Genomic DNA, 24,641 nt, shown 5'->3' with positions numbered 1-24,641 from the left:
TAATGAATGACCGACGTCCGTGCTTCCGTATTAATTCCTGTCAAAAACGGCGGTCCATTGCTCGGCGAAGTGCTCGATACTATTCTCAAGCAGCAGGCCCCGTGGCCCTTTGAGATCATTGTGGTGGACTCTGGCTCTAGGGATGGGTCGGTTGAGTTGGTGCGAGATCGCGGCGTCCGCTGTGAGGTCATTGCCTCGGAAGAGTTCGGTCATGGCCGCACGCGGAATTTTCTTGCGTCTCTGGCCAAGGGGGAGTTCCTGGTTTTCCTGACCCAGGACGCCAAACCTGCGAGTGCGCATTGGCTGCGTCATATGGTGGAGGCATGCAGCACAGAAGAGTCCGTGGCTGGGGCTTTTGGTCCCCACAGAGCACATCCCCATGCTAGGCATGTCACGCACTGCGAACTGAGCCTTCACTTCGCGGGATTTGGGGACAAACTCTCGGTGGTTCGCCTTGAGGACAAGAACCGTTTTGCGGTCGATCCGGGCTATCGCCAGTGGCTGCATTTTTTCTCCAGCAACAATTCTTGTATCCGCCGGTCGGTGTGGGAGCGACTTCCGCTGCCGGACGTGGCTTTTGCAGAGGACCAGACCTGGGCCTTGCGGGCGATTGAGGCGGGCTACGGCAAGGCCTACGCGCCTGAGGCCATGGTGTACCACTCACACGACTTCGGTGTCTGGGAGACACTGCAGCGCAATTTTGACGAAGCGCGTTCTTTCAACCTCTATTTTGGCTACCGCATTCAGGACAGCCTGGTGCAGGCCTTGAAATCCGGCGTGCACCTTGCAAAGCGTGATCTGGGCTGGCTGCGCAGCGGGGGATTGCGCGGCTGGCGGCTCTTCAAGAACGCGGGCTACATGAGCCTTGTGGAAATGGCGCGGGTCGCAGGGCAGTACCTGGGCACCCGGCACGACCGCTTGCCGGCATGGCTATTGCGCTCGGTGTCGCGCGATGAGCAATTGCAGCGCGCGGGAGCGGCCTGACCATGGCGTTGAACCTGTCAAAGAAGCTCTGGCGCGTGAAGGAGATGGCGCGCAAGGAAGGGGTGTTCGCCGCCTTGCGGGCCGTGGTGCGCCGCCTGCGCCAGGGGCCTGGGCGGTATGTCGATGTCTTTCGGCACTACGGCTTTGCGTTGCCCTATGTCCTGCCGGCCCAGCCGGGCGAGCCCGCAAAGGGGTCGCTGCTGTGGTTCATCCCGGACTTCAATCTCGGCTCCGGCGGTCATCTGAATATTTTCCGCACCATCTGGCATCTGGAGCAGATGGGATACACGTCCAGCATCGTGATCGGTGCGCCCGTCATGCACCAGGATGCGCAAGAGGCCCGCGATGCCATTCGCGAGCACTTCTTTCCCCTGCAGGCGGAGGTGCTTCTGGGGCTGGAGAACTTGCCGCCATGCGAATTTGCGGTTGCCACAGGCTGGGACACGGCGTACGCGGTCCGCGCATTCACCGGTGCCACGCACAAGCTGTATTTTGTGCAGGATTACGAGCCGCATTTCTACCCGGTGGGGTCCGAGTCGGTGCTGGCGCAGAATACCTACCACTTCGGTTTCTTCGGCATCACGGCAGGGGGCTGGCTGGCCACCAAGCTGGCGCAGGAGTATGGGATGGTCACACATCCTGTGGGTTTCGGCGTGGAACTGGAGCGCTACCGGCGCCTGCCGCGCAGGGAGCCCGAGATACGCCGGGTTTTCTTCTATGCGCGTCCCCCCACGCCCCGGCGGGCATTTGAAATCGGCCTGCTGGTGCTGAATGCCGTGTGGGAGCGCATGCCCAACACGCAGTTCGTGCTCGCAGGCTGGGACACCGCCGGCTTCCATATTCCGTTCCCCCATCTTGCCTGCGGCACCGTGGCGCTGGATGATTTGCCCGATCTGTACAGCCAGTGCGACGTGGCGCTGGTGCTCTCGCTGACGAATGCCTCGCTGCTGCCCCTGGAGCTGATGGCCTCCGGCTGCGCCGTGGTGTCCAACCGTGGCCCCAATGTGGAATGGCTGCTCAACGACGACGTGGCCATGCTCGCCGATTCTTCTCCGGAGGGCTTGACCAATGCGGTTTGCGCGCTGCTGCAGGACGATGCGCGGCGCCATGCCCTGAGCGAGCGCGCCGAAGTGTTTGCCCGGGCGCAGACCTGGGACATGGTGGCGAAGGACTTCGAGTCGGCCCTGTTGCACGCCCGGGCCCAGAATCCGCGGGGCGAATCCTGATGCGTTGCGCGATTCTCGGAGGAGCGGGTTTCCTGGGGCGCCACATTGGCCGGGCCATGGCGACCGAAGGAGCACATGTGTGGTCGGTCGACCGCGCATTGCCCGCGCCGGGCAGCGCCCCCTGGTTGGCTGGCGCGGTGCAGGCGGACTGTTTTGACTTGCCCTCCTGGTGGGATGCGGTGGGAGGGGCGGACGTCATCGTTCACCTTGCTTCCTCCACGGTGCCAGCCACGGCCAGTCAAGATCCGATCCAGGACGTGCAGACCAATCTGGTGGGCACGTTGCGCCTGCTGCAGGCGCTGCGTCAGAAGGCTGCACGTCCCAGGTTGCTGTTTGCATCCTCGGGAGGCGCCGTCTATGGCCGGCCGCAGTCGGTACCGCTGGCAGAGACACACCCCACCATGCCCATGGGTGCCTATGGGGCCACCAAGCTGGCGATCGAGCACCATTTGCGCATCGAGGAGGCGCAACACGGCCTGCCGTGCCGGATACTGCGTTTGAGCAATCCGTATGGGGAATGGCAACAGCCCCACGGCGTCCAGGGGGTGATCGCTGTTTTTGCGCACCGCGCGCTCAAGGCCCTGCCCGTGGATGTATGGGGGGATGGTTCCGTGGTGCGCGACTTTGTCTATGCCGCCGATGTGGGGCGGGCTTTCGTGGCCGCCTCGCGCCATGAGGGGGAGGCCCGGGTCTTCAACATTGGTGGCGGCGCGGGGCACAGTGTCAATGACATCGTGCGCACGCTGGAACAATTGATCGGTCACCCTGTGGAACGGCGTGTATTCCCGGCACGCCCGTTTGATCCGCCCGTCAATGTGCTGGACATTCAGCGTGCCCAGGAAGAACTGCACTGGAAGCCGGCCATGGCTTTCGATGAAGGGGTGTCCAAGTCGGTCGAATGGCTGCGGACGGTGGCATGACGCGTCCTGTATCTCCTTCCTCCGCCGTGTCTTCGGCCGCGCCACGCAATCCGCGCCAGTTGTGGGTGCTGTGGCGGTACTGGATGATGCGCGAGTTCAAGACCCGCTATGCGGGCTCGGTACTGGGTTTTGCGTGGGCGTTCGTCCAACCCCTTGCCACCCTGGCCATCTTCTACGTCCTGTTTGGTCTGGTTCTTGCCGTGCGCGTTCCGGGACTGGACGTGGGCAATGGCTACCTGCTGCACTTGCTCGCCGGGCTGGCCGTTTGGCTCCCCTTCACCGATGCGATTGGACGGGGCGTGGGAAGCCTGGCCGCCTATGAGGATTTTCTGCGCAAGCAGCCCATGCCGGCCGAAATCCTGCCCGCGGTATCGGTGGGCGGGAGCCTGCTGGTTCTCGGGATCGGCTATGGGTTGCTGCTGGTGCTGTCCGTGGCGCAGGGCGTGGGGCCCTACGCATCGATGGCGTGGCTGCCTGTGCTGGTGCTGGCACAGATTGCCCTGACCTTTGGCCTTACCCTGTTGTTGAGCATGGCCCACTTTCTCTGGCGTGATGTGGGTTCGATGGTGGCTTTCGCGTTGCAGCTTTGGTTCTATGTGACGCCCATTGTTTACCCGCTGTCCCAGGTGCCCGAGAAGTTCCATGGCTGGTTCCTCTTCAATCCCTTGGCGTGCCTGGTGCTGATGGTGCAAAGCACGGTGCTGCACATGCCTGTCCCGCCGGGAACTCCGGTGGCCCTGGCCGTCTGGGTCGTGCTGCTGGCGGGGGGCGGATGGTGGTTTTTCCGTTCCATGAAGTCGGCATTGGGCGAGGCCTTGTAACGCCATGACCATACGCTTTGAGGGCATAGAAAAAACCTACATGGTGTACGGCCGCCCCCAGGACAGGCTGTGGGAGTGGGTGACCCGCAGGCAGCGCCACCGCGTGCACGTGGCGCTGACCGGCGTGGACTTTGAAGTCCAGGCAGGAGAAACGTTTGGGCTGATCGGTGAAAACGGCGCGGGCAAGAGCACCTTGCTGAAGATTGCCGCGGGCACCATTCGGCCTACCCATGGCCAGGTGTCGCAGGAAGGCCGTGTTGCCGCGCTGCTGGAACTGGGTGCCGGATTCCACCCGGAGGAGTCGGGCTACGACAATATCCGCTTCATGGCTGCCCTGCATGGCCTGGAAGGCGGTGCCATGGAGGATTTCATCATCCGGGCCACCGCGTTCTCCGAGTTGACCGGGGAGACACTCGAACGGCCGGTGAAGACCTACTCTTCAGGCATGTTCATGCGGCTTGCATTTGCCGCAGCGACGGCCATCGATCCCGATGTGCTGATCGTGGACGAGGCCTTGTCGGTGGGGGATCTGCATTTTCAGAAGAAGAGCCTGAACCGCATCCTGGAGCTGCGCGAGCGTGGCGCCACCGTGCTTTTCTGTTCCCACAACCTGTACCAGGTGCGCAGCCTGTGCCAGCGGGCGGCGTGGATTCACGGTGGCCGCATACAGGCCATCGGTGCCACCGAGGGTGTAGTGACTGCCTATGAAGCCCACGAGCGGCGCCGGTACGCCCATTTGCGGACGGATGCAGTGGCCGATGCTCCCCCGAATGCCGCGTCTCCCGCGCCCGCGGTGGGAATCACCACGGCCCCGCTTGTCAAAATCACACACCTGATTACGGAAACAAGCGATGGTACCAATCCGGCGCAAGTCGACTCCTTCCAGGACCTGACGGTAGAAATACAGGTTGAATCCTATTGCGATGCCAAATTTCACATAGGCTTCTCCATAGTCCGGCCGGACAAGGACAACGTGTTTGGAACCAGCACGCAGTTTCACAATCCTCCGCGCCCTCTGTGCGGAGCAGGAACGCATCGGCTGCGTGTCCGATTTCCTCGTCTGCCCTTGCTCTCTGGCGAGTATCTCTGGAATGTCTACACCTTGGACGATACGGGCCTTCAGGTGTTGGACATGGCCGAGCTGATTCAGCCGTTCACGGTGTTGAATCAGAAGAATCGCGAAGTGGGTCTTGTGTGGCTGGATCACGAATGGCTGCCGAGCGAATGATCAATGAGTGGCGCCTGCGGTTTGCGTTCCCTGCTCTGAGCAGAATGCCCACCACCCTTCCGTGGCACCTTGCCTCGGTCATCGGGCGCGACCCTTCTTCGGCACGTCGCCTGACAGAGCAATTTCTAGTGGCGCGTTTTGAGCAGGTATTCCCTGAATCCACGGCGGTGGCTCATCGTCAGTGGGCGCGTGCGCATTTGGCGATGCTGGCTCAGGAAATCATGGATGCGTCCGCGCTGCACCGTTTGGGACAGCCCAATGGTCCTGCCATTGAGGTCACGGGATGGGAGCATGTGGACGCCCTGATTAGAAGAAAGCAAGGCTTTATTCTGGTATTGAATCATTTCGACCGTTTGCTGACATCGGCAGTCGCTTTGGCTCTGAGAGGGCTGTCGCTGAACACGCTGACCATGCCGATTCTCGAAAATCCTGGTCTGGGAGTTGTCCAGCGTGACTTTCTGATTCGGAAGGTGCGTTCATTCACGCAGATCGCCCGGGGCCAGTGGCGGACCTCCACCGAGGGAATGCGCCCGGTGTATGAGAGCTTGAGGGCGGGGCAGGCGTGGGGAATTCTTGCGGATGCATGGGCTCCAGGGTTCACCCGATTGCGCAGCCACCCTTTCCTCGGAGGACAGTTGCACCTGCCTACAGGGATCGAGCGCCTTGCGGAATCAGCCAAGGTCCCTTTGTTGCACGCGGTGACATATTCGGAGCGACCTGATCGGCTTCGGGTGGTGGTGGAGACTTTGCCAGAGAATCCACGCCAGGCCATTGATGCGGTGATTCAACGGTTGGAGCAGGATGTACGGGAGCGTCCATGGGCTTGGTGGCACTGGGGGCAGTGGGAGCAGATGTGGACACCGTCCGCATCGGAGGCAACGCATGACCAATATTGAGCGATACGACTACGCATTCGACCCGGACGGCGAGGAGTGGGCGGCCCGGTTGCTGCGCCGTATTCCGTCCGACGGAGGCTCGGTGCTGGAGCTGGGGCCCGGGCCCGGCGCCATGACCCGCGTCCTGCTGGCGCGGGGCCATCGCGTCACGGTGGTTGAAAACGACCCCGAGGCATTGGAAGTGCTCAAGACGCTGGGCGTGGAGGTCATTCCCGGAAATCTGGATGGCACGGACTGGCTGGATGCGATCGCGGGAAGGCGGTTTGATGCGGTGATGGCCTGCGATGTGCTGGAGCACCTCAGAAAACCGGAGGACGTGCTGCAGCGGTTGAGCGAATTTGTGGCCCCCATGGGCCGCCTGCTGATCTCCGTCCCGAACATTGCCTATGCCGGGGTGCTGGCGGCGATGCGCAATGGCATCTTCGACTACTCGGACAAGGGCCAGCTGGACAGGACCCATGTCCGGTTCTTTACCAAGCGTAGCATTGAAAAAGTACTGCTGGACTGCGGGTGGGCTCCCCGGATCTGGGAGGCCAACAGGGTGCCTGTCGAATGCAGCGAATTCGCCTGGTACTGGAGCGCCCTGCCCGGCGAGCAGCGCCAGGCCTTGCTGGCGGGGTGGCAGGATTTCGATGTGTACCAGTGGATGGTGGTGGTCACGCCCTCCATCGACGCTTCCGCCTGGGAGTTGGCCGAGGCACGTGGCACAGCGGACAGGCTGCGCGACGAGTTGCAGGCCCTCACGGTGGTGCACCAGCGTGAGCGTGCATCGTTGCTGGAGCACCAGAAAGCCTTTTCGGAAGCCAAGGACATCATCGCGAAGATGCAGCTGGAGATCAAGGATCTGCGCGCTGACATGGAGCTGCTGCGGACGGAAAAGACCGCGGTGGAGGCCGAACTCTCCGCGCTGCAAGCGCAGCCCCAGCCCGAACCTCCTCCTCCTGCAGGCCCATGGCTGCGGCTGAAGCGCAGACTCCTGGGCCGCGCGGACGGCGCGTGACGGATTGCGGAACGGACATGTTGCTCGGGGTTCCTGATTTCACGGCATCGCATGACGGCGTGGACAGCATCGGTGCGGATTGCCGGATCGATCCGTCCGTTTCCGTCATGCGGTTTGGGCAGCGCCCTGGCGTGCTGTGCCTGTCGGACGGGGTCAGCATCTACGCGCAGACAAGGCTGGTGCTGGGGGATGTGGTCGCGGACCCTTGCGTGGGAATCCGCATCGGCGCCCGCACCATTGTCAACGTGGGCGGCTATCTGTCTGGCGAAGGGGGCCTGGAGATTGGCGAGGACGTTTTGATCGGCCCCCACGTCAAGTTGCTGTCGGCCGGCCACGCCATAGACGAAGGGGATGCGGTCATCGCGCGCAACCGCATCACCCGCGCAAAGATCGTCGTCGAGGACGGCGCCTGGATAGGGGCTGGAGCCATCGTGCTCGAGGGGGTTACCATCGGGCGCGGCGCGGTGGTGGCTGCCGGTGCGCTTGTGCGGCAGGATGTCCCCGCGGGGATGGTGGCGGCGGGAATGCCCGCTCGGCTGCTGCGCTCGCGCCGTGGCGATGCATGGCCGGCGGCACAGGCCCCCGTGCCATCCCCCTGGTTTGAACGGGTCGGGGTCCGGCTGAAGAGCTTCTTGTACCAGGGACGCGGTGCCAAATGACAAGCAAGAGTGAATTTCGCAGAAGCTCCGACGGGCGCGGATGGGGATCGAACATGGTGGAAAGCCTGCGCAGGGCGGCGCTCACAGTGATCTTCCTGATGGGGCTCCCTGCCTCTTCCTGGGCCGACCAGGTGTGGGAGTTCGTGGACAAGGATGGAGTGACCCACATTGGCAACGTGGCGCCGGGGGCGGCCGCGTCGCGGGGGCTGGTCTGGCTCCAACGTGTGCCTCCTGCCTCCGTGATGAGGAGCAAGGAGCGCGGCACCTCCGCACTGCAGTTTCCTGGCTACGACGATGTCAAGCAGCACCTGGAGGCGGCGGCGGAGGCGCAGTCGCTGGATCCGGCATTCGTGATCGCCGTTGCCGCTGCGGAATCGGCCTTCAATGTGAAGGCCGTTTCGCGCAAGGGCGCCCTGGGCCTGATGCAGGTGATGCCCGCGACGGCCGAGCGCTATGGGGTCGCGGCCCGTCCGCCTTCAGAGGGAGAACATGCCGCCATGGAGCCCAAGGTGAATGCGCAGATCGGCACCCGTTACCTGGCGGACCTGCTGCGCATGTTCGATGGCGACAAGGAGCTGGCACTGGCGGCCTACAACGCCGGGGAAGGAGCCGTGATCAAGCACGGCCGCCGGATTCCGCCGTATCCCGAAACACAGCAATACGTGGAAAAGGTGATGCGCTTTTACCGCGGCATGGCGCGGTAGTGGCCCTGGACCCTGCAGCGTGGGCTTTTTCGTGAACCGTCTGCGCCGGCGCTGGCCTGGGTTGACCCTGTGTCCAGGCAGCCGAGGCGCCACTGCCGACTTCCTGCGGCGGGCGGCCGTATTTCACGCAAACGGCGCGGGGATGCCGTCGCGGGCAGCGCCAGCTAGCGCTTTCTTACAGGCATCCGCGCAGAGTACGGGTACCATCGGCCGCTCATGATCTGGTTATCTGTGGTGGCATTCATCGTTGCAGCGTTGGCGGCAGGGTTCATCGTGCGGTGGATGCGCAGCCACGCTTCCGTGTATGGCAGCGCCATGCCACAGCGTTTTCACCTCGGGGATATTCCCCGCCTGGGCGGAGGGGCGCTGCTGTTGGGTATCGGGTGCAGCTGGAGCCTGGGCATGCTGCAGTCGTCCCATTGGGGAGATCCTGGTTCCCTCAGGCTGGGGGCATGGGTCGGCGGCTGGCTGGTGGTCATGCTGCCGGCTGCTCTGGGGGGGATCGCGGAGGACATGACCCAGCGCCTGTCCGTCCGGTATCGGTTAAGCCTGACGGGCGCATCCGGTGCCCTGGCGGTGGTCTTGCTGGACCTGTCCCTGCCCCGCATGGGGTGGCCCTGGCTGGACTCCGTGCTGGCCGCTGCCCCGTGGCTGGGCATCGCCATCGTTGTCCTTGCCGTTGCGGGGCTGCCCCACGCGTTCAACATCATCGACGGCTACAACGGCCTGGCGGGCATGGTCGCACTGATCGTGTGCCTGGCCTTGGCGCACGTGGCATTGCAGGTGGGGGATCGCGCCCTGGCGGCGCTGCTGGTGTCCACCGCCGCCGCCACCGGGGGATTCCTGGTGTGGAACTACCCGCGGGGAATGCTGTTTGCCGGCGATGGCGGGGCATATATCTGGGGCGTGGTCATCGCCCTGGCCAGCATTTCGCTGGTGCAGCGCAACGCCGACGTGTCGCCCTGGTTCCCCATGCTTTTGCTGATCTACCCCGTCTGGGAAACGATCTTCTCGATCTATCGCAAGACGGTGCGGGGCGTGTCCCCCGGCGTGGCCGATGCACTGCATTTTCACCAGCTGATCTACCGGCGCATCGTGCGGGGCGTTTTCCACGACGACGAATCCCGCAGGGTTCTGATGCGCAACAACCGCACGTCGCCCTACCTCTGGGGCTTCACCTTGCTCACGGTGGTGCCGGCGGTGCTGTTCTGGAGCAATACCCCGCTGCTGATGGCGTTTTGCGGCTTGTTCGTCATCAGCTATGTGATGGCGTACCTTGCCATCGTGCGGTTCAAGGTGCCGCACTGGCTGCGCCACTGAGGGCTGTTGCGCAGGCCACCCCAGGGTGCCGCGCGAATGCGGCACAATTTGCGCCTCACCGTTTTCTCTGGATGGCCCGCCTCCATGACCGACCTTCTTTCGATTGCTCCGCGCGACAAGGCTGAAATCCTGGCCCAGGCGCTGCCCTACATCCGCAAGTTCCATGGCAAGACCATGGTCATCAAATACGGTGGCAACGCCATGACGGACCCTGCGCTGCAGGCCGACTTTGCCGAAGACGTGGTGCTGCTCAAGCTCGTGGGGATGAACCCCGTGGTGGTCCACGGCGGCGGCCCGCAGATCGAGACGGCCCTGAACCGCCTGGGCAAGAAGGGCGAGTTCATCCAGGGCATGCGCGTGACGGACGCCGAGACCATGGAAGTGGTCGAGTGGGTGCTGGCCGGCGAGGTGCAGCAGGACATCGTGGGCCTGATCAACCAGGCCGGCGGCAAGGCCGTGGGGCTCACGGGCCGCGACGGCGGCATGATCCGCGCGCAGAAGCTCAAGATGGTGGACAACAAGAACCCGAGCATCGAGCACGACGTGGGCCAGGTGGGGGACATCGTGGCCATCGACCCGAGCGTGGTCAAGGCGCTGCAGGACGATGCCTTCATCCCCGTCATCAGCCCCATCGGCTTCGGCGAAAACAACGAGAGCTACAACATCAACGCCGACGTGGTGGCCAGCAAGCTGGCCACGGTGCTGCAAGCTGAAAAACTCATGCTCCTGACCAACACGCCCGGCGTGCTGGACAAGGCGGGCAACCTGCTCACCGACCTCACGGCCCGCGAGATCGACGCGCTGTTCGCCGATGGCACCATCTCCGGCGGCATGCTGCCCAAGATCGCGGGCGCGCTCGATGCCGCCAAGGCCGGCGTGCACGCCGTGCACATCATCGATGGCCGTGTGCCGCATGCCATGCTGCTCGAAATCCTGACCGACCAGGCCTACGGGACCATGATCCGCTCGCACTGACCCTTTTCGTAGCCTGCTATGCGCCTGCTGTTGGTTGAAGACGATGTCATGGTGGCCAGCGGCATCAAGTTGGGCCTGACCGACGCCGGATACGCCGTGGATTGGGTCGGCAGCGGGGAGCGCGCCGAAGAGGTGCTGCGCACGGAGTCTTTCGACGCGGCCATCATCGACATCGGCCTGCCCGCCATGGATGGGCTGGAGCTCACCCGCCGCCTGCGCCGTCCCGACATGATCAGCCCCGCCATGCCCGTGCTGATCCTGACCGCGCGCGATGCCCTGCATGACCGCGTGCAGGGGCTGGACCTGGGGGCGGACGACTACATGGTCAAGCCCTTCGAGCTGCCCGAGCTGCTGGCCCGCCTGCGGGCCCTGCTGCGCCGCTCGCAGGCCGCCACGACGGCGGTGCTCAGCTTCGGGCCGCTGGAGCTGGACACGGCAGGCCGCCGCGCGAGCATCCGCACCGGCGAAGGGGAGCAGGTGATCGAACTGGGTCCCCGTGAATGGACCGTGCTCGAATACCTGCTCATCAACGCCCCCAAGCCTGCGAGCAAGGACAAGCTCCTGCAGGCCCTGACGGGGTGGGACAAGGAGATCACACCCAATGCGGTGGAGGTCTACGTCTCGCGCCTGCGCGGCAAGCTCGAGCCGCATGGCGTGGCGCTGCGCTCGATCCGCGGGTTCGGCTACCGTCTGGAACTCCAGGCCGCCTGATCGGAATCGGTCTGGCTCAGCGCCCGCGCCGGTGAAGACCCACCATGACGATGCCGGACCGGGCCCCTCCTTCCCAGCGGCTTGGCCTGCGCGCCATGACCTCCGACCTGCGCAACCGGCTGCTGCTTTTGCTGGTGCTGCCCTTGTGCCTGCTCGCGCTCGCGGGCGTGTGGCTGGACTACCGCTCGGCCGACGAGGCCGCCGGACGGCATGACCAGCGCCTGCTGCGGCTGCTTCCGGCGCTGGCCGATTCGGTACTGGCCCCCGCGATCCGTGACAACGAGCCGCCCCTGCTGCTGCTGGCGCCGCCGGTCGAGGACTTCCTGCGCCAGAACGCCGGGTTTGCCGGGTACAGCGTGCGCGACGCCTCCGGCCGCCTGCTGCTGGGGGACGACTGGGTGCACAGCGCCGTGCCGACCACGCAGGCCCCCGAATTCCACAGCGTCGAATTTGGCGGCGTGACCTACCGGGTGGCCGTGCAGCGCGGCCGCACGGGGGCCGGCGAGCTGGTGGTGGCGCTGGCCGACGGGTCGGACCCGCGCCAGCAGTGGGCGCAGCAGCTTCTGCTGCGCGTGCTGCTGCCCAACCTGGTGCTCGTGGCCGCCGCCGCGCTGGCCATCCACTGGGCCGTGGGGCGTGCGTTCAAGCCGCTGGTGGATCTGGCCGAAGCGGTGGAACACCGCTCGCCGCGCGATCTCAGCCCCATCGACGAGGCCTCGTCGCCCGCCGAGGTGCGCCCGCTCGTGCATTCGCTCAACCGGCTGTTCGCGTTGGTCAATGCGCAGGCGGAAGGGCAGCGCCGCTTCGTGGCCGACGCGGCGCACCAGCTGCGCACCCCGCTGGCGGGCCTGCAGGCGCAGGTCGAGGCCTGGGCGATGATGGCCAAGGCCGCCGGCCCGCGGGTATCGCTGCCGGACTTTGATCGACAAATGCCGCTGGCGCAGGATGGTCAAGCGAAAGGCGCTATTGTTTTAGGAGTTGATCAGATCGAGAAGCTGCGCAATGCCACGCGCCGGACCTCACAGCTCGCGCACCAGCTGCTGGCCCTGTCGCGCGCCGACGCGCGCAGCCTGGATGCGCAGCCGCCGCAGCGCGTGGACCTGAAGGACCTGTGCGAGGCGCTGCTCGAGACCTTTCTCGATCCGGCCACCGGCAAGGGGCTGGACCTGGGGCTCGACGTGCAGCCCGTGCATGTCACCGGCCATGGCTGGCTGCTGCGCGAACTGCTGTCCAACCTGGTGGACAACGCCATCAAGTACACGCCGGCGGGGGGCATTGTCACCATCCGCTGCGGCATGCGCCAGGGGCGCACCGGGCCGCCCCGCGTGTACCTGGAGGTCGAGGACGACGGCCCGGGCGTGCCCGAGGCGGAGCGCGCCCGCGTCATGCAGCGCTTTTACCGCGTGCCTGGCACGGTGGGGGAGGGCACGGGCCTGGGGCTGGCCATCGCCGACGAGATCGCGCGTGTGCACCGCGCCTCCCTGACGCTCGGGACGGGCCCCCAGGGGCACGGGCTGCTGGTGGCTGTGGTGTTTCCGCTGTAGATCCGCGCCCGCGCGCTCCTTGCGCGTGTCCGTGCGCGGGCCGGGCAAAAGCCTGTGCGAGAATCATTTCCATACATGATTTACGCCTGCCGCTGGCCCGTGCATGCCCATCCGGCATGTGAACCGGGCGCCGGGTGCCACTGGCCGCATGGCCCTACCAGAGCCCCTGTCCTGCATGTCCGAACTTTCTCCCCTTCCAGAGCCCGCCAGTACCGACGACGCGGGTGACACGCCGGCCGCGCGCAAGCGGCCCAAGCCGGGCGAGCGCCGCGTGCAGATCCTGCAGGCGCTGGCGGCCATGCTGGAGCAGCCGGGCGCGGAGCGCATCACCACCGCCGCGCTGGCGGCGCGCCTGTCGGTGAGCGAGGCGGCGCTGTACCGCCACTTCGCGAGCAAGGCGCAGATGTTCGAGGGGCTGATCGACTTCATCGAGCAGTCCGTGTTCACCCTCGTGCAGCAGATCACCGGCCGCGAGGTGCCCGACCCCGCCCAGCCGCCCGACGTGGGCCAGCGGCAGGCGGCGCGCATCGTGGCCGTGCTGCTGCAGTTTGGCGAGCGCAACCCCGGCATGGTGCGGGTGATGGTGGGCGATGCCCTGGTGTTCGAGCACGAGCGCCTGCAGCAGCGCATGAACCAGTTCTTTGACCGCATCGAGTCCACCCTGCGCCAGTGCCTGCGCCCGGCCGCGGCGGGCTCCGCGACGCCCACGGTCGATGCCCAGGTGGCGGCCAGCGTGCTCACGGCGTTTGCGGTGGGGCGCCTGCAGCGCTATGCGCGCTCGGGTTTCAAGCGCCCGCCTTCCGAGCACCTGGAAGCCAGCCTCGCGCTGATCCTCTAGCACCGCCCCGCTGGCGGTGCCGCCGGCGGGGCCCCGGCACGCTGGAGAGCGGGCCCGCCAGGCGGTGGCGCCGCCGCAACGGGTGATTTGGGGGCCGCTCCCTATTTTTTCCCGGGGTTTTGGCCGGTCGCCGAATTTGCTGCAAAATAGAACGAACGTTCGTTTTTATTTGCCAGCATGTCCGCCACCTCTTCATCCAGCCAGGTCACCCGCATCCCGCGCGCCCGCAGCGGTACCGGCCGCGCCCTGCAAAAGGGCCAGCAAACCAAGGCGGCCATTGTCGAGGCGGCGCTGGGCCTGGCCACGCACATCGGGCTGGAAGGCTTGTCCATCGGGGCGCTGGCCGATGTCACGGGCATGAGCAAGTCGGGCGTGTTCGCCCACTTCGGCTCGCGCGAAGAGCTGCAGATCTCCGTCATCCGCGAATACCACACCCGCTTCGAGCAGGAGGTGTTCTACCCCGCGATGTCCGCGCCGCGCGGCGTGGCGCGCCTGTCGGCCATGTTCGACAACTGGATGAAGCGCACCTCCATCGAAATCGACTCGGGCTGCATCTACATCAGCGGCGCGGTCGAGTTCGACGACCGCACCGGCCCCGTGCGCGACGCGCTGGCCAGCTCGGTGCTGACATGGCACGCCGCCATGCGCCGCGCCATCGAGCAGTGCAAGGGCCTCGCAGAGCTGCGCGCGGACACCAATGCCGAGCAGATGCTGTTCGAGATCCACGGCCTCATCCTCGCGCTGCATTACGAAGCGCGCTTCCTGCAAACCCCCGGCTCCATGGGTCGGGCCGTGCAGGGCTTTCACAACATCCTGGCGCGCTACAGCGCCGACACGCCGGCCGCCGCCGCGCCAGCCACCCCTGCTGCCGCCAAGCGCCGCAAAGTTTCCAACCAAACCACCACCTCCAAGGAGTAAACCCATGCCTACCTACACGCCGCCCCTGCGCGACATGCAATTCGTCATGCACGAAGTGCTCAAGGTCAGCGATGAATTCAAGGCAATGCCGCCCCACGCCGAGGTGGATGTGGACACCATCAATGCCGTGCTGGAAGAAGCCGGCAAGTTCGCCGCCGAAGTGACTTTCCCGCTCAACATCAGCGGCGATACCGAAGGCTGCGTGCTGGACAAGGCCACGCACGAAGTCAAGCCCCCGTCGGGCTTCAAGGCCGCCTACGCCAAGTACGTCGAAGGCGGCTGGGCGGCGCTGTCGTGCGACCCCGCCTATGGCGGCCAGGGCCTGCCCTTCGTGCTGAACCAGTGTCTGTACGAAATGATGAACTCGGCCAACCAGGCGTGGACCATGTACCCCGGCCTGTCGCACGGCGCGTACGAAGCCCTGCACGCCCACGGCACCGACGAGCAAAAGAAGATCTACCTGCCCAAGCTCACCAGCGGCGAGTGGACCGGCACCATGTGCCTGACCGAACCCCATTGCGGCACCGACCTGGGCCTGTTGCGCACCAAGGCCGAGCCCCAGGCCGACGGCACTTACAAGATCACCGGCAACAAGATCTTCATCAGCGCCGGCGAACACGACATGACCGCCAACATCGTGCACCTGGTGCTGGCCCGCCTGCCCGACGCGCCCAAGGGCAGCAAGGGCATCAGCCTGTTCGTCGTGCCCAAGTTCAACGTGAAGGCCGACGGCTCGCTGGGCGAGCGCAACCCCATCTACTGCACGGGCCTGGAGCACAAGATGGGCATCCACGGCAACGCCACCGCGCAGATCGCCATCGATGGCGCCATCGGCACCCTGGTGGGCCAGCCCAACAAGGGCCTGGCCGCCATGTTCGTGATGATGAACGCCGCCCGCCTGGGCGTGGGCAACCAGTCGCTGGGCCTGACCGAAGTGGCTTACCAGAACGCACTGGCCTACGCCAAGGACCGCATCCAGATGCGCAGCCTGTCGGGCGTGAAGGCCAAGGACAAGGATGCCGACCCCATCATCGTGCACCCCGACGTGCGCAAGATGCTGCTCACCGCCAAGGCGTACGCCGAAGGGGGCCGCGCGCTGCAGATCTTCTGCACGCTGCTGCTGGACAAGGTGCACAGCCACCCCGATGAAAAGGTGCGTGCCGAATCCGAAGAGATGGTGGCGCTGCTCACCCCCATCGTGAAGGCCTTCATCACCGACAACGGCCACATCAGCACCAACGCCTGCATGCAGGTCTTCGGCGGCCACGGCTTCATCAAGGAATGGGGCATGGAGCAGTACGTGCGCGACAACCGCATCAACATGATCTACGAAGGCACGAACACCGTGCAGTCGCTGGACCTGCTGGGCCGCAAGATCCTGGGCAACAACGGCGCCACGCTCAAGAAGCTGGGCAAGCTGATCGGCAAGCTGGTGGAAGAAGAAGGCGTGAACGAGAAGATGGCCGAGTTCATCAACCCCGTCGCGATGTTGGGTGACCAGATGACCAAGTTCACCACCGAAATCGGCTTCAAGGGCATGCAAAACCCCGACGAAGTGGGCGCCGCCGCCGTGGACTACCTGCGCGTGGCCGGCCACCTGGTGTTTGGCTACCTGTTCGCCCGCATGGCCCAGGTCGCGCTGCGCGAGATCGCCGCCGGCAACACCGACCCGTTCTACGGCGCCAAGCTGCAGACCGCGCGTTTCTACTTCGCCAAGCTGTTCCCTGAAACGGCGACGCTGATGCGCACGGCCCGTGCCGGCAGCAAGGTGCTGATGGACACCGATCTGGCCCTGGCCTGATCGGTGCATCGTGCGGATTTCAAGCCTTTTTGCCACGGAGCGCTTATGTACAAAGCGGTAGCAGCTATTGTTTTGGTAGCGGGTGCGTTGCCGGCCTGGGCGCAGATGACGCCTGAAGGCCTGTGGCGCAACATCGACGACAAGACCGGCGAGGCCAAGGCGGAGATCCGCATCCGCGACATCGGCGGCGGCGTGCTGCACGGGGCGCTGGAAAAGCGCCTGTCCAAGGACGCCAAGCCCGACGATGTCTGCGACGAATGCTCGGACGACCGCAAGGGCAAGCCCCTCCTGGGGCTGGAGATCATCCGTGGCGCCAAGAAGGCCGAGGGCAAGGAAGTGTGGGAAGGCGGCAAGATCCTCGATCCCGAGAACGGCCGCAACTACACCCTGCGCATGACCCCCATCGACGGCGGCAAGAAGCTCGAAGTGCGGGGCTCCATCGGCCCCTTCGGCCGCTCGCAGACCTGGATCCGCGTCCAGTAAACCCAACGCCCGTGGCCTGCCTGCCCGTCTGCCTGCGCCGTGCCCGGCGCGCGGCGGCGCCAGGCCACCAACAAGGAACCAACCCATGTCCCGATTTCAAGTGAAGAAAGTCGCCGTGCTCGGCGCAGGCGTGATGGGCGCGCAGATTGCCGCCCACCTCGTCAACGTGAAGGTGCCCGTGGTGCTGTTCGACCTGCCCGCCAAGGAAGGCCCGAAGAACGGCATCGTCACCAAGGCCGTCGAAGGCCTCAAGAAGCTCAAGCCCTCGCCCCTGGGCGTGGCCGACGACGCGGCGCTGATCCAGCAGGCCAACTACGAAGAGCACATGCACCTGCTCAAGGAATGCGACCTCGTGATCGAGGCCATTGCCGAGCGCATGGACTGGAAGCTCGACCTGTACACCAAGATCGCGCCCCACGTGGCCAAGCACGCCATCCTGGCGTCCAACACCTCGGGCCTGTCGATCACCAAGCTCTCCGAAGTGCTGCCCGAGAGCATCAAGCCGCGTTTCTGCGGCATCCACTTCTTCAACCCACCGCGCTACATGACGCTGGTGGAGCTGATCAACACCCCCACCACCCAGCCTGAAGTGCTCGACCAGCTTGAAGCCTTCGTCACCAGCGGCCTGGGCAAGGGCGTGGTGCGCGCGCACGACACCCCCAACTTCGTCGCCAACCGCGTGGGCATCGCCGGCATGCTGGCCACCATGAAGGAGGTCGAGAACTTCGGCCTCACCTATGACGTGGTGGACGACCTCACGGGCAAGAAGCTCGGCCGCGCATCGAGCGGCACCTTCCGTACCGCCGATGTGGTGGGCCTGGACACCATGGCCCACGTGATCAAGACGCTGCAGGACAACCTGAGCATCGAGACCGATCCGTTCTACGAAAGCTTTGGCACGCCCGCGGTGCTGAAGAAGCTGCTGGAGCTGGGCAACCTGGGCCAGAAGGCCAAGGCCGGTTTCTTCAAGAAGGTCGGCCGCGACGTGATGCGCTTCGAGCTGGACAGCGAAGAGTACGTGCCCGCCGGCCAGAAGGCCGACGAGGTGTATGCCCGCATGCTCAAGAAGCCCGCCGCCGAGCGCCTGCGCCTGCTGCGCAACGCCGAAGGCGCCCCGGGCCAGTTCCTGTGGGCCATCCTGCGCAACGGCTTCCACTACGCCGCCGTGCACCTGGGCACCATCGCCGACAACGCGCGCGACGTGGACCAAGCCATGCGCTGGGGCTTCGGCATGAAGCAGGGCCCCTTCGAGCTGTGGCAGGAAGCCGGCTGGCTCGACGTGGCGAAGATGATCCAGGAAGACATCGACGCGGGTAAAGCGCTGTGCAAGGCACCGCTGCCCGAGTGGGTCTTCAAGGGCCCCGTGGCCGAAGCCGGTGGCGTGCACACCGCGCAAGGCTCGTGGAGCGCATCGCAGAACAAGTTCGTGCCCCGCCGCCAGCTGCCGGTGTACGAGCGCCAGATTTTCCCCGAGTCGCTGCTGGGCGAGACCAACCTGCCCGACTGGCGCACCGCCGGCACGACCATTGCAGAGTCCAAAGCCCTGCGCACGTGGACGCTGGATGGCCAGGTACTCATCGCCAGCATCAAGAACAAGATGCACGCCATCAGCCCCGAAGTGATGGAAGGCTTGATGGAAGCGTTGGAGCTGGCCGAGGCCGAGTACCAGGGCATGGTCATCTGGTCCGGCGACGCCCCGTTCAGCGTGGGTGCGGACCTGGAAGCCACCATGCCGGCCTTCATGGTCGGCGGCGCCGATGCGGTCGAAAGCATCGAGCAGGAACTGCAGAACCTGATGCTGCGCATCCGCTACGCGCAGGTGCCCGTCGTCGCGGCCATCCACGGCATGGCGCTGGGCGGCGGCTGCGAGCTGGCCGTGTATTCCGCCAAGCGCGTGGCCCACATGGAAAGCTACATCGGCCTGGTGGAAGTCGGCGTGGGCCTGGTGCCCGGCGCGGGCGGCCTGACCTACATCGCGCGCCGCGCGGCCGAGAACATGGCGGCCTCTACTGGCAAGGACATCCTGCCCTTCCTGACCGAGGGCTTCACCGCCGCCGCGATGGCCAAGGTGGGCACCAGCGCGCTCGAATCGCGCAAGCTCGGCTTCCTGCTGGAGTCCGACATCATCGTGCCCCACAAGGACGAGCTGCTGTTCGTGGCCATCAACGAAGCCAAGTCCATGGCCGCCAGTGGCTGGCGCGCGCCGCACAAGCGCCTGTTCCCCGTGGCGGGCCGCAGCGGCCTGGCCACCATCAAGGCGCAGCTCGTGAACATGCGCGACGGCGGCTTCATCAGCGCCTACGACTTCAAGGTCAGCACCATGATCGCCGAGGTGGTCTGTGGCGGCGACGTGGACGCCGGCGCGCTGGTGAGCGAGGAATATTTGCTCACGCTGGAGCGCAAGGTGTTCTGCCACCTGATCGCACAGCCCAAGACGCACGAGCGCATCCTGGGCATGCTCTCGACAGGCAAGCCTGTTCGCAACTGACCGCCATCGCCATGACGGACCACGCCCCCAACAAACTCCAGCGCTCGCTGATGCGCCTGGACGAGGCACCCGCCTTCCTGCGCGGCTTCGTGCAGAACATCATCCTGCGCCGGGCCGTGCCTTTCACCGGCACGGCCGGGGTGAAGTTCGTGTCGCTCACGCCCGAGCGTGTGGAAGTGCGCCTGCCCAATGAGCACCGCGTGCAGAACCACATCGGCGGCGTGCACGCCTCGGCCATGAACCTGTTGGCCGAGACGGCCACCGGCATGGTGGTGGGCATGAACGTGCGCGATGACTGCATACCGCTGGCCAAGGAGCTGTCCATGGCGTTCAAGAAGCGCGCCACGGGTGGCTTGAAGGCCGTGGCCACGCTGACCGCCGAGCAGCGCGCCGCCATGTTGGCCAGCGACAAGGGCGAGGTGCAGGTCACCGTCACCGTGACCGACGAAGCCGGCGTGGAGCCGGTCGAATGTGTATTTACGTGGGCCTGGATTCCTTCCAGCCGCCCCGCCAAGCATTGAAGGAGTTTCAACACCATGGCTCAAAAACAAGTCCAGGACGCCTACATCGTTGCCGCCACGCGCACCCCCATCGGGCGCTCGGGCCGCGGCTATTTCAAGAACACCCGCCCCGATGACCTGCTGGTCGCCGCCATCAAGAGCGCCATGCTGCAGGTCCCCACGCTGGACCCCAAGGCGATCGAGGACGCCATCATCGGCTGCTCCTTCCCTGAAGGCGAGCAGGGCATGAACATGGCCCGCATCGCCGTGGGCCTGGCGTTCGACCACCCCGTGGGCGGCGTGACCGTGAACCGCTTCTGCGCATCGGGCATCACCGCGCTGCAGATGGCGGCCGACCGCATCCGCGTGGGCGAGGCCGACGTGCTGATCGCCGGTGGCGCCGAGTCCATGAGCCTCGTGCCCATGGGCGGCAACAAGCCATCATTCAACGCAGAAATTTTTGCGCGTGACGAGAACGTGGGCATCGCCTACGGCATGGGCCTCACGGCCGAGAAAGTCGCGCAGCAGTGGAAGATCAGCCGCGAGGCGCAGGATGCCTTCGCACTGGAATCGCACCTGCGCGCCATCAAGGCGCAGAAGGCCGGTGAGTTCAGCGACGAAATCACGCCCTTCGAGGTCGTGGAGCGTTCGCCCAACCTCGCTACCGGCGAAGTGGTGGAAAAGCGCCGCACCGTGAGCCTGGACGAGGGCCCCCGCCCCGATACCTCGCTCGAAGGACTGGCCAAGCTCAAGCCCGTGTTCGCTGCGCGCGGCAGCGTCACGGCGGGCAACAGCTCGCAGACCAGCGACGGCGCCGGTGCGCTGATCGTGGCCAGCGAAAAGGCCGTGAAGCAATTCGGCCTCACGCCCCTGGCGCGTTTTGTGAGCTACGCCGCCCGCGGCGTGCCGCCGGAGATCATGGGCATCGGCCCCATCGAGGCGATTCCTGCAGCCCTGCGTTATGCGGGCTTGAAGAGTGACGACATTGGCTGGTACGAGTTGAACGAAGCGTTTGCGGCCCAGTCGCTGGCGGTGATCAATACGCTGGGCCTGAACCCTGCGAACGTGAACCCGATGGGCGGTGCCATTGCGCTGGGCCACCCGCTGGGCGCCACCGGTGCCATCCGCGCCGCCACCGTGGTGCACGCACTGCGTCGCCACAAGCTGAAGTACGGCATGGTCACGATGTGCGTGGGCACAGGCCAAGGCGCCGCTGGAATTATTGAAGCGCTGTGAGTTAGCTGGCTACTGCGCGGGTCATCTGCGTCGTTGGGCGGTGCTCGGAATCCTCACGTACTTCAAGTACGTTCCGGTTCCTGTGCTCCGTCCGCCTAGCAGCTGATCCCGCTCGCTACGCCCTGGAGGGTGGGGTGTGAAGGCGGGGGAACGGGCGGGGTAAGGCTTGATCGCTCCCACTCAAACCGTTCGGGCTGAGCCTGTCGAAGCCAGGGTTCTGCCCTCAGCGATAGTTTTCTTTTCAAGCCGGCGCAGATCGGTTTCGAACCAAGGAGACAGACATGGACAAGCAAACTTTGCAGGTCAACGGGGCAGTGTCATTGGCGCTGCGTGTCTACCAACCCGAGGGCGCTCCGCGCGCCAGTGTCGTGATCGGCGGCGCGATGGGGGTGCGGCAGTCGTTCTACGAGGCCTTTGCGCTGTGGATGGCGCAGCAAGGGTTTCGGGTCACCACGTTCGACTACCGGGGCCATGGCGATTCGTTGCAGGGCGCCATGCGCGATGTGAAGGCGGATCTGTTCGACTGGGCGCAGGACTACGAGGCGGTGATCACAGCCGCCAAGGCCGCGCTGCCGTCGCAGCCGCTGTACTTGCTGGGCCACAGCCTGGGGGCGCAGTTGCCGGGCCTGTTGAAAAAGCCCGAGCAGGTGGATGGCTTGCTGAGCGTGGCCGCAGGCAGCGGCTACTGGCGCGACAACGCGCCGCAGCTCAAGCGCATCGTTCCGTATTTCTGGTGGGTGCTGGTGCCGCTGGCCACGCGGCTGTGCGGGTACTTTCCGGGGCGCACGCTCAAGAAGGTGGGCGACCTGCCTGCGGGCGTGATCCTGCAGTGGCGCCGCTGGTGCCTGCACCCGGCCTACAGCGTGGGGGCCGAGGGGCCTGCCGTGGCGCAGAGCTACGGCGCGGTGCGTTTTCCGGTGCTGGCCTTGTCGATGGCCGACGACGAGCTGATGACCTTGCGGGGCACGCACAACCTGGTGAATCTGTACGCCAACACCGAGCGCCGCGTGGAGAGCATCACGCCGGCCGATCTGCAGGTGCGCCGCATCGGGCACTTCGGTTTCTTTCGCGACCAGTTTCGCCAGAGCCTGTGGCCGCGCGCGGCGGCTGCGCTGGCCGCCCTGGGTGGCGGCGTGCACCACGGCGAAGTCTCCGGTACGACGGCCTGAGCGGTCGTTTCGCGGCACACTCGCAGCATGACTTCCTCTTCATCCACTTCTTCGTCCTCCGCAGCCCACCCGCTGGACGAGGCGCTGCAACTGACGGCCTCGTCCGCTCCGACCGGCCAGTACGAAGGGCAAACCCACCCCGGCTACTGGAACATGGTGGGCCCGTTTGGTGGCATCACCGCCGCCACGCTGCTACAGGCCATCCTGCAGCACCCTGACCGGCTCGGCGACCCGTTGTCGCTCACCGTCAACTACGCGGGCGCACTGACAGCCGGTGTGTTCACCGTGCAGGCAACGCCCGTGCGCACCAACCGCTCTACCCAGCACTGGACGCTGTCGATCCTGCAGGCCGGTGCTGACGGCGCGCAGGTGGTCACCACCACCGCCACGGCCGTCACGGCGGTGCGCCGCGAGACCTGGAGCGTGGGCGATGTGCCCATGCCCGAGGTGCCTCCCCCCGCGGAGCACAAGGCCATCGTCGCGCCCAAGGGGGCGGTGGAATGGCTCAGCCGCTATGAGATGCGCCCCATCGCGGGATTCATCCCGCGCACCTGGGACGGCAGCGGCGACCACAGCCTCACGCAGCTGTGGATGCGCGACGCGCCGCCGCGCCCGCTCGACTTCACCTCGCTGGCGGCACTGGCCGACGTGTTCTTCCCCCGCGTGTGGCTGCGCCGTGCGCGCCAGGTGCCTGCGGGCACGGTGTCCATCACCGTGTACTTCCATGCCACGGCAGAGCAGTTGCAGGCCACGGGCTCCGGCTACCTGCTCGGCCAGGCGCGCGGGCAGGAGTTTCGCAACGGTTTCTTCGACCAGACCGTGCAGCTGTGGAACGAGGCTGGCACCATGCTGGCCACGAGCCACCAGATCGTCTACTACAAGGAATAGGAAGTCGGCCTGTTGCTCTGCACCGTGCATTCCTCCCGTCCTCATCCATCCGACCCCGGAACCTTCACCACCATGACCGACGCCACCCAAGACATCCTCGTCCACACCGAAGCCGGTGTGGCCACCATCACCTTCAACCGTGTGGACAAGAAGAACTCCATCACCACCACCATGTATGCCGCCATGGCCGATGCCCTGGCCGCTGCCGAGGCCGATGCCAGCGTGCGCGTGGTGGTGTTCCAGGGCGACGTGGCGATCTTCAGCGCGGGCAATGACATCGGCGACTTTTTGAAGCAGCCGCCCGCCACGCAGGATTCGCCCGTGTTCCGCTTCCTGCACGGCATCGCGGCCTTTCCCAAGCCCATCATCGCCTCGGTGTGTGGCCCCGCCGTGGGCATCGGCACGACCATGCTGTTCCATTGCGACCTGGTCTATGCGGGCGACAACGCGGCGTTCTCCATGCCCTTCGTGAACCTGGGGCTGTGCCCCGAGGCCGCATCGAGCCTGCTGGTGCCGCAGATGCTGGGCTATCACCGCGCGGCCGAGGCGCTGCTGCTGGGCGAGCCCTTCATGGCCGAGGCCGCCCTGGAGGTGGGCCTGGTCAACCGCGTGGTGCCGCCGACCGAGTGCAATGGCGTGGCGCAGGCGCAGGCGCGCAAGCTGGCGGCCAAGCCGCTGTCGGCGCTGATCGAGACCAAGCGGCTGATGAAGGGGGGGCAGACGGGGAAGGTGCTGGCGGTGATGGCGGAAGAGGGCGCGAGCTTTGGTCGCATGCTGCGCGAGCCGGCAGCGCGGGAAGCGTTCTCGGCGTTTATGGAAAAGAGAAAGCCAGATTTCAGCAAGAGCTGAAATCTGGCCGCCGCGATAGCGGTGCAGACCGCGTAGCGGGCTGAACGATCTTTTGGTAAAAGCGCCGACTGGATTTCGGCGCACTCTGGGTCCCCGGTTCGTGGTCATTTTGGCTGCTAGAGCTTTTCTATCAAGCGCTAGCAGCTATCGTTTTTATAGTTATCGAGTTTCTGCCTACCGTTCGGGCTGAGCCCATCGATGCCAGGGCGTGCTGGTTTGAAAAGCATGCTTGGTTTGAGGGCAGAGGCCGGGAGTCGCCCGGCATGCGAGTAACTTTCTTTCGCATCGCCGAAAGAAAGTCACCAAAGAAAGGGCGCCCCCCAGTCTGCGACCCCTTCGCAGTGCGAAGGGGCAACCTGCGGCGGGGCGGTTGCGGGTGCGCCGTGGAACTCGCTTTGCGCCTGCGGCGCGCCGCTCGGACAACCACGGCGAGTCAGAGCACGAGGCATGGGCGCTGCGACGCCCATGCTCACCCCGCAACAG

23 protein-coding genes are annotated in these 24,641 nt (G+C 65.5%); all 23 read left to right on the top strand.

What is annotated here, in order from left to right; translation table 11 throughout:
* The first annotated feature begins 6 nt into the window (after nt 1–6).
* The 23 genes from AC07OC_RS20975 (at nt 7) to AC07OC_RS20865 (ending at nt 24,158) form a co-directional block, all read left to right on the top strand.
* A complete protein-coding gene (locus AC07OC_RS20975; protein ID WP_218340501.1) occupies nt 7–984 on the top strand; it encodes a glycosyltransferase family 2 protein in 978 nt (325 codons plus the stop codon).
* Between the two features lie 2 nt (nt 985–986).
* On the top strand, nt 987–2,210 hold the full coding sequence (locus AC07OC_RS20970; protein ID WP_218340500.1) for a glycosyltransferase family 4 protein: 1,224 nt from the start codon (nt 987–989) through the stop codon (nt 2,208–2,210).
* Entirely contained in the window at nt 2,210–3,130 is a 921-nt protein-coding gene (locus tag AC07OC_RS20965) for an NAD-dependent epimerase/dehydratase family protein (protein WP_218340499.1), read from the top strand. The genes AC07OC_RS20970 and AC07OC_RS20965 overlap by 1 nt, the downstream gene beginning before the upstream one ends.
* Nucleotides 3,127–3,951, top strand: coding sequence for an ABC transporter permease (locus AC07OC_RS20960; protein WP_255591265.1), 825 nt, complete (start codon nt 3,127–3,129; stop codon nt 3,949–3,951). The genes AC07OC_RS20965 and AC07OC_RS20960 overlap by 4 nt, the downstream gene beginning before the upstream one ends.
* A gap of 4 nt (nt 3,952–3,955) precedes the next feature.
* Complete coding sequence (locus tag AC07OC_RS20955; protein ID WP_218340498.1) at nt 3,956–5,179, top strand: ABC transporter ATP-binding protein; 1,224 nt, start codon at nt 3,956–3,958, stop codon at nt 5,177–5,179.
* A 44-nt stretch (nt 5,180–5,223) separates the two neighbouring features.
* Nucleotides 5,224–6,075, top strand: a complete 852-nt coding sequence (locus AC07OC_RS20950) for a lysophospholipid acyltransferase family protein (RefSeq protein WP_255591264.1) — start codon at nt 5,224–5,226, stop codon at nt 6,073–6,075.
* The gene (locus AC07OC_RS20945; protein ID WP_218340497.1) at nt 6,062–7,075 is read left to right on the top strand and encodes a methyltransferase domain-containing protein; all 1,014 of its coding nucleotides are present in this window, start codon (nt 6,062–6,064) and stop codon (nt 7,073–7,075) included. The genes AC07OC_RS20950 and AC07OC_RS20945 overlap by 14 nt, the downstream gene beginning before the upstream one ends.
* 17 nt (nt 7,076–7,092) lie before the next feature.
* Entirely contained in the window at nt 7,093–7,734 is a 642-nt protein-coding gene (locus tag AC07OC_RS20940) for an acyltransferase (RefSeq protein WP_218293201.1), read from the top strand.
* Nucleotides 7,735–7,787: 53 nt separating this feature from the next.
* Entirely contained in the window at nt 7,788–8,438 is a 651-nt protein-coding gene (locus tag AC07OC_RS20935) for a lytic transglycosylase domain-containing protein (RefSeq protein WP_255591263.1), read from the top strand.
* A gap of 216 nt (nt 8,439–8,654) precedes the next feature.
* On the top strand, nt 8,655–9,758 hold the full coding sequence (locus AC07OC_RS20930; RefSeq protein ID WP_218293203.1) for an MraY family glycosyltransferase: 1,104 nt from the start codon (nt 8,655–8,657) through the stop codon (nt 9,756–9,758).
* An 84-nt stretch (nt 9,759–9,842) separates the two neighbouring features.
* The gene (gene argB / locus AC07OC_RS20925) at nt 9,843–10,733 is read left to right on the top strand and encodes an acetylglutamate kinase (protein ID WP_218293204.1); all 891 of its coding nucleotides are present in this window, start codon (nt 9,843–9,845) and stop codon (nt 10,731–10,733) included.
* 18 nt (nt 10,734–10,751) lie between these two features.
* On the top strand, nt 10,752–11,444 hold the full coding sequence (locus AC07OC_RS20920; RefSeq protein WP_218293205.1) for a response regulator transcription factor: 693 nt from the start codon (nt 10,752–10,754) through the stop codon (nt 11,442–11,444).
* 95 nt (nt 11,445–11,539) lie between these two features.
* The gene (locus AC07OC_RS20915) at nt 11,540–12,988 is read left to right on the top strand and encodes a sensor histidine kinase (protein WP_218294383.1); all 1,449 of its coding nucleotides are present in this window, start codon (nt 11,540–11,542) and stop codon (nt 12,986–12,988) included.
* Between the two features lie 175 nt (nt 12,989–13,163).
* Entirely contained in the window at nt 13,164–13,826 is a 663-nt protein-coding gene (slmA, locus tag AC07OC_RS20910; protein WP_218293206.1) for a nucleoid occlusion factor SlmA, read from the top strand.
* 177 nt (nt 13,827–14,003) lie between these two features.
* On the top strand, nt 14,004–14,744 hold the full coding sequence (locus AC07OC_RS20905) for a TetR/AcrR family transcriptional regulator (protein ID WP_218293207.1): 741 nt from the start codon (nt 14,004–14,006) through the stop codon (nt 14,742–14,744).
* A gap of 4 nt (nt 14,745–14,748) precedes the next feature.
* Nucleotides 14,749–16,545, top strand: a complete 1,797-nt coding sequence (locus AC07OC_RS20900) for an acyl-CoA dehydrogenase C-terminal domain-containing protein (protein ID WP_218340495.1) — start codon at nt 14,749–14,751, stop codon at nt 16,543–16,545.
* A gap of 45 nt (nt 16,546–16,590) precedes the next feature.
* Complete coding sequence (locus AC07OC_RS20895; RefSeq protein WP_218340494.1) at nt 16,591–17,028, top strand: DUF2147 domain-containing protein; 438 nt, start codon at nt 16,591–16,593, stop codon at nt 17,026–17,028.
* A gap of 85 nt (nt 17,029–17,113) precedes the next feature.
* The gene (locus AC07OC_RS20890) at nt 17,114–19,516 is read left to right on the top strand and encodes a 3-hydroxyacyl-CoA dehydrogenase/enoyl-CoA hydratase family protein (protein WP_218293210.1); all 2,403 of its coding nucleotides are present in this window, start codon (nt 17,114–17,116) and stop codon (nt 19,514–19,516) included.
* 11 nt (nt 19,517–19,527) lie between these two features.
* Nucleotides 19,528–20,037, top strand: coding sequence for a DUF4442 domain-containing protein (locus AC07OC_RS20885; protein WP_218293211.1), 510 nt, complete (start codon nt 19,528–19,530; stop codon nt 20,035–20,037).
* A 15-nt stretch (nt 20,038–20,052) separates the two neighbouring features.
* On the top strand, nt 20,053–21,252 hold the full coding sequence (locus AC07OC_RS20880) for an acetyl-CoA C-acyltransferase (protein WP_218293212.1): 1,200 nt from the start codon (nt 20,053–20,055) through the stop codon (nt 21,250–21,252).
* 281 nt (nt 21,253–21,533) lie between these two features.
* Entirely contained in the window at nt 21,534–22,421 is an 888-nt protein-coding gene (locus AC07OC_RS20875; protein WP_218293213.1) for an alpha/beta hydrolase family protein, read from the top strand.
* Between the two features lie 27 nt (nt 22,422–22,448).
* Entirely contained in the window at nt 22,449–23,309 is an 861-nt protein-coding gene (locus AC07OC_RS20870; RefSeq protein ID WP_218340493.1) for an acyl-CoA thioesterase, read from the top strand.
* Nucleotides 23,310–23,381: 72 nt separating this feature from the next.
* Nucleotides 23,382–24,158, top strand: coding sequence for an enoyl-CoA hydratase (locus tag AC07OC_RS20865; protein WP_218293215.1), 777 nt, complete (start codon nt 23,382–23,384; stop codon nt 24,156–24,158).
* Nucleotides 24,159–24,641: the final 483 nt, after the last annotated feature.

It is taken from the genome of Acidovorax sp. GW821-FHT10E04, from assembly GCF_059415185.1.
The sequence above is the reverse complement of the archived record's forward strand: the minus strand, read 5'-3'. Positions and strand labels throughout refer to the sequence as shown.

Bases quoted from the DNA above. Each gene is read 5' to 3' on its own strand.
- AC07OC_RS20940 (WP_218293201.1), top strand. From the start codon at position 7,093: ATGTTGCTCGGGGTTCCTGATTTCACGGCATCGCATGACGGCGTGGAC.
- AC07OC_RS20950 (WP_255591264.1), top strand. From the start codon at position 5,224: ATGCCCACCACCCTTCCGTGGCACCTTGCCTCGGTCATCGGGCGCGAC.
- AC07OC_RS20880 (WP_218293212.1), top strand. From the start codon at position 20,053: ATGGCTCAAAAACAAGTCCAGGACGCCTACATCGTTGCCGCCACGCGC.
- AC07OC_RS20870 (WP_218340493.1), top strand. From the start codon at position 22,449: ATGACTTCCTCTTCATCCACTTCTTCGTCCTCCGCAGCCCACCCGCTG.
- AC07OC_RS20905 (WP_218293207.1), top strand. From the start codon at position 14,004: ATGTCCGCCACCTCTTCATCCAGCCAGGTCACCCGCATCCCGCGCGCC.
- AC07OC_RS20945 (WP_218340497.1), top strand. From the start codon at position 6,062: ATGACCAATATTGAGCGATACGACTACGCATTCGACCCGGACGGCGAG.
- AC07OC_RS20965 (WP_218340499.1), top strand. From the start codon at position 2,210: ATGCGTTGCGCGATTCTCGGAGGAGCGGGTTTCCTGGGGCGCCACATT.
- AC07OC_RS20890 (WP_218293210.1), top strand. From the start codon at position 17,114: ATGTCCCGATTTCAAGTGAAGAAAGTCGCCGTGCTCGGCGCAGGCGTG.
- AC07OC_RS20955 (WP_218340498.1), top strand. From the start codon at position 3,956: ATGACCATACGCTTTGAGGGCATAGAAAAAACCTACATGGTGTACGGC.
- AC07OC_RS20875 (WP_218293213.1), top strand. From the start codon at position 21,534: ATGGACAAGCAAACTTTGCAGGTCAACGGGGCAGTGTCATTGGCGCTG.
- AC07OC_RS20920 (WP_218293205.1), top strand. From the start codon at position 10,752: ATGCGCCTGCTGTTGGTTGAAGACGATGTCATGGTGGCCAGCGGCATC.
- AC07OC_RS20865 (WP_218293215.1), top strand. From the start codon at position 23,382: ATGACCGACGCCACCCAAGACATCCTCGTCCACACCGAAGCCGGTGTG.
- AC07OC_RS20915 (WP_218294383.1), top strand. From the start codon at position 11,540: ATGACCTCCGACCTGCGCAACCGGCTGCTGCTTTTGCTGGTGCTGCCC.
- argB (WP_218293204.1), top strand. From the start codon at position 9,843: ATGACCGACCTTCTTTCGATTGCTCCGCGCGACAAGGCTGAAATCCTG.
- AC07OC_RS20975 (WP_218340501.1), top strand. From the start codon at position 7: ATGACCGACGTCCGTGCTTCCGTATTAATTCCTGTCAAAAACGGCGGT.
- AC07OC_RS20960 (WP_255591265.1), top strand. From the start codon at position 3,127: ATGACGCGTCCTGTATCTCCTTCCTCCGCCGTGTCTTCGGCCGCGCCA.
- AC07OC_RS20900 (WP_218340495.1), top strand. From the start codon at position 14,749: ATGCCTACCTACACGCCGCCCCTGCGCGACATGCAATTCGTCATGCAC.
- AC07OC_RS20885 (WP_218293211.1), top strand. From the start codon at position 19,528: ATGACGGACCACGCCCCCAACAAACTCCAGCGCTCGCTGATGCGCCTG.
- AC07OC_RS20935 (WP_255591263.1), top strand. From the start codon at position 7,788: ATGGTGGAAAGCCTGCGCAGGGCGGCGCTCACAGTGATCTTCCTGATG.
- AC07OC_RS20930 (WP_218293203.1), top strand. From the start codon at position 8,655: ATGATCTGGTTATCTGTGGTGGCATTCATCGTTGCAGCGTTGGCGGCA.
- slmA (WP_218293206.1), top strand. From the start codon at position 13,164: ATGTCCGAACTTTCTCCCCTTCCAGAGCCCGCCAGTACCGACGACGCG.
- AC07OC_RS20895 (WP_218340494.1), top strand. From the start codon at position 16,591: ATGTACAAAGCGGTAGCAGCTATTGTTTTGGTAGCGGGTGCGTTGCCG.
- AC07OC_RS20970 (WP_218340500.1), top strand. From the start codon at position 987: ATGGCGTTGAACCTGTCAAAGAAGCTCTGGCGCGTGAAGGAGATGGCG.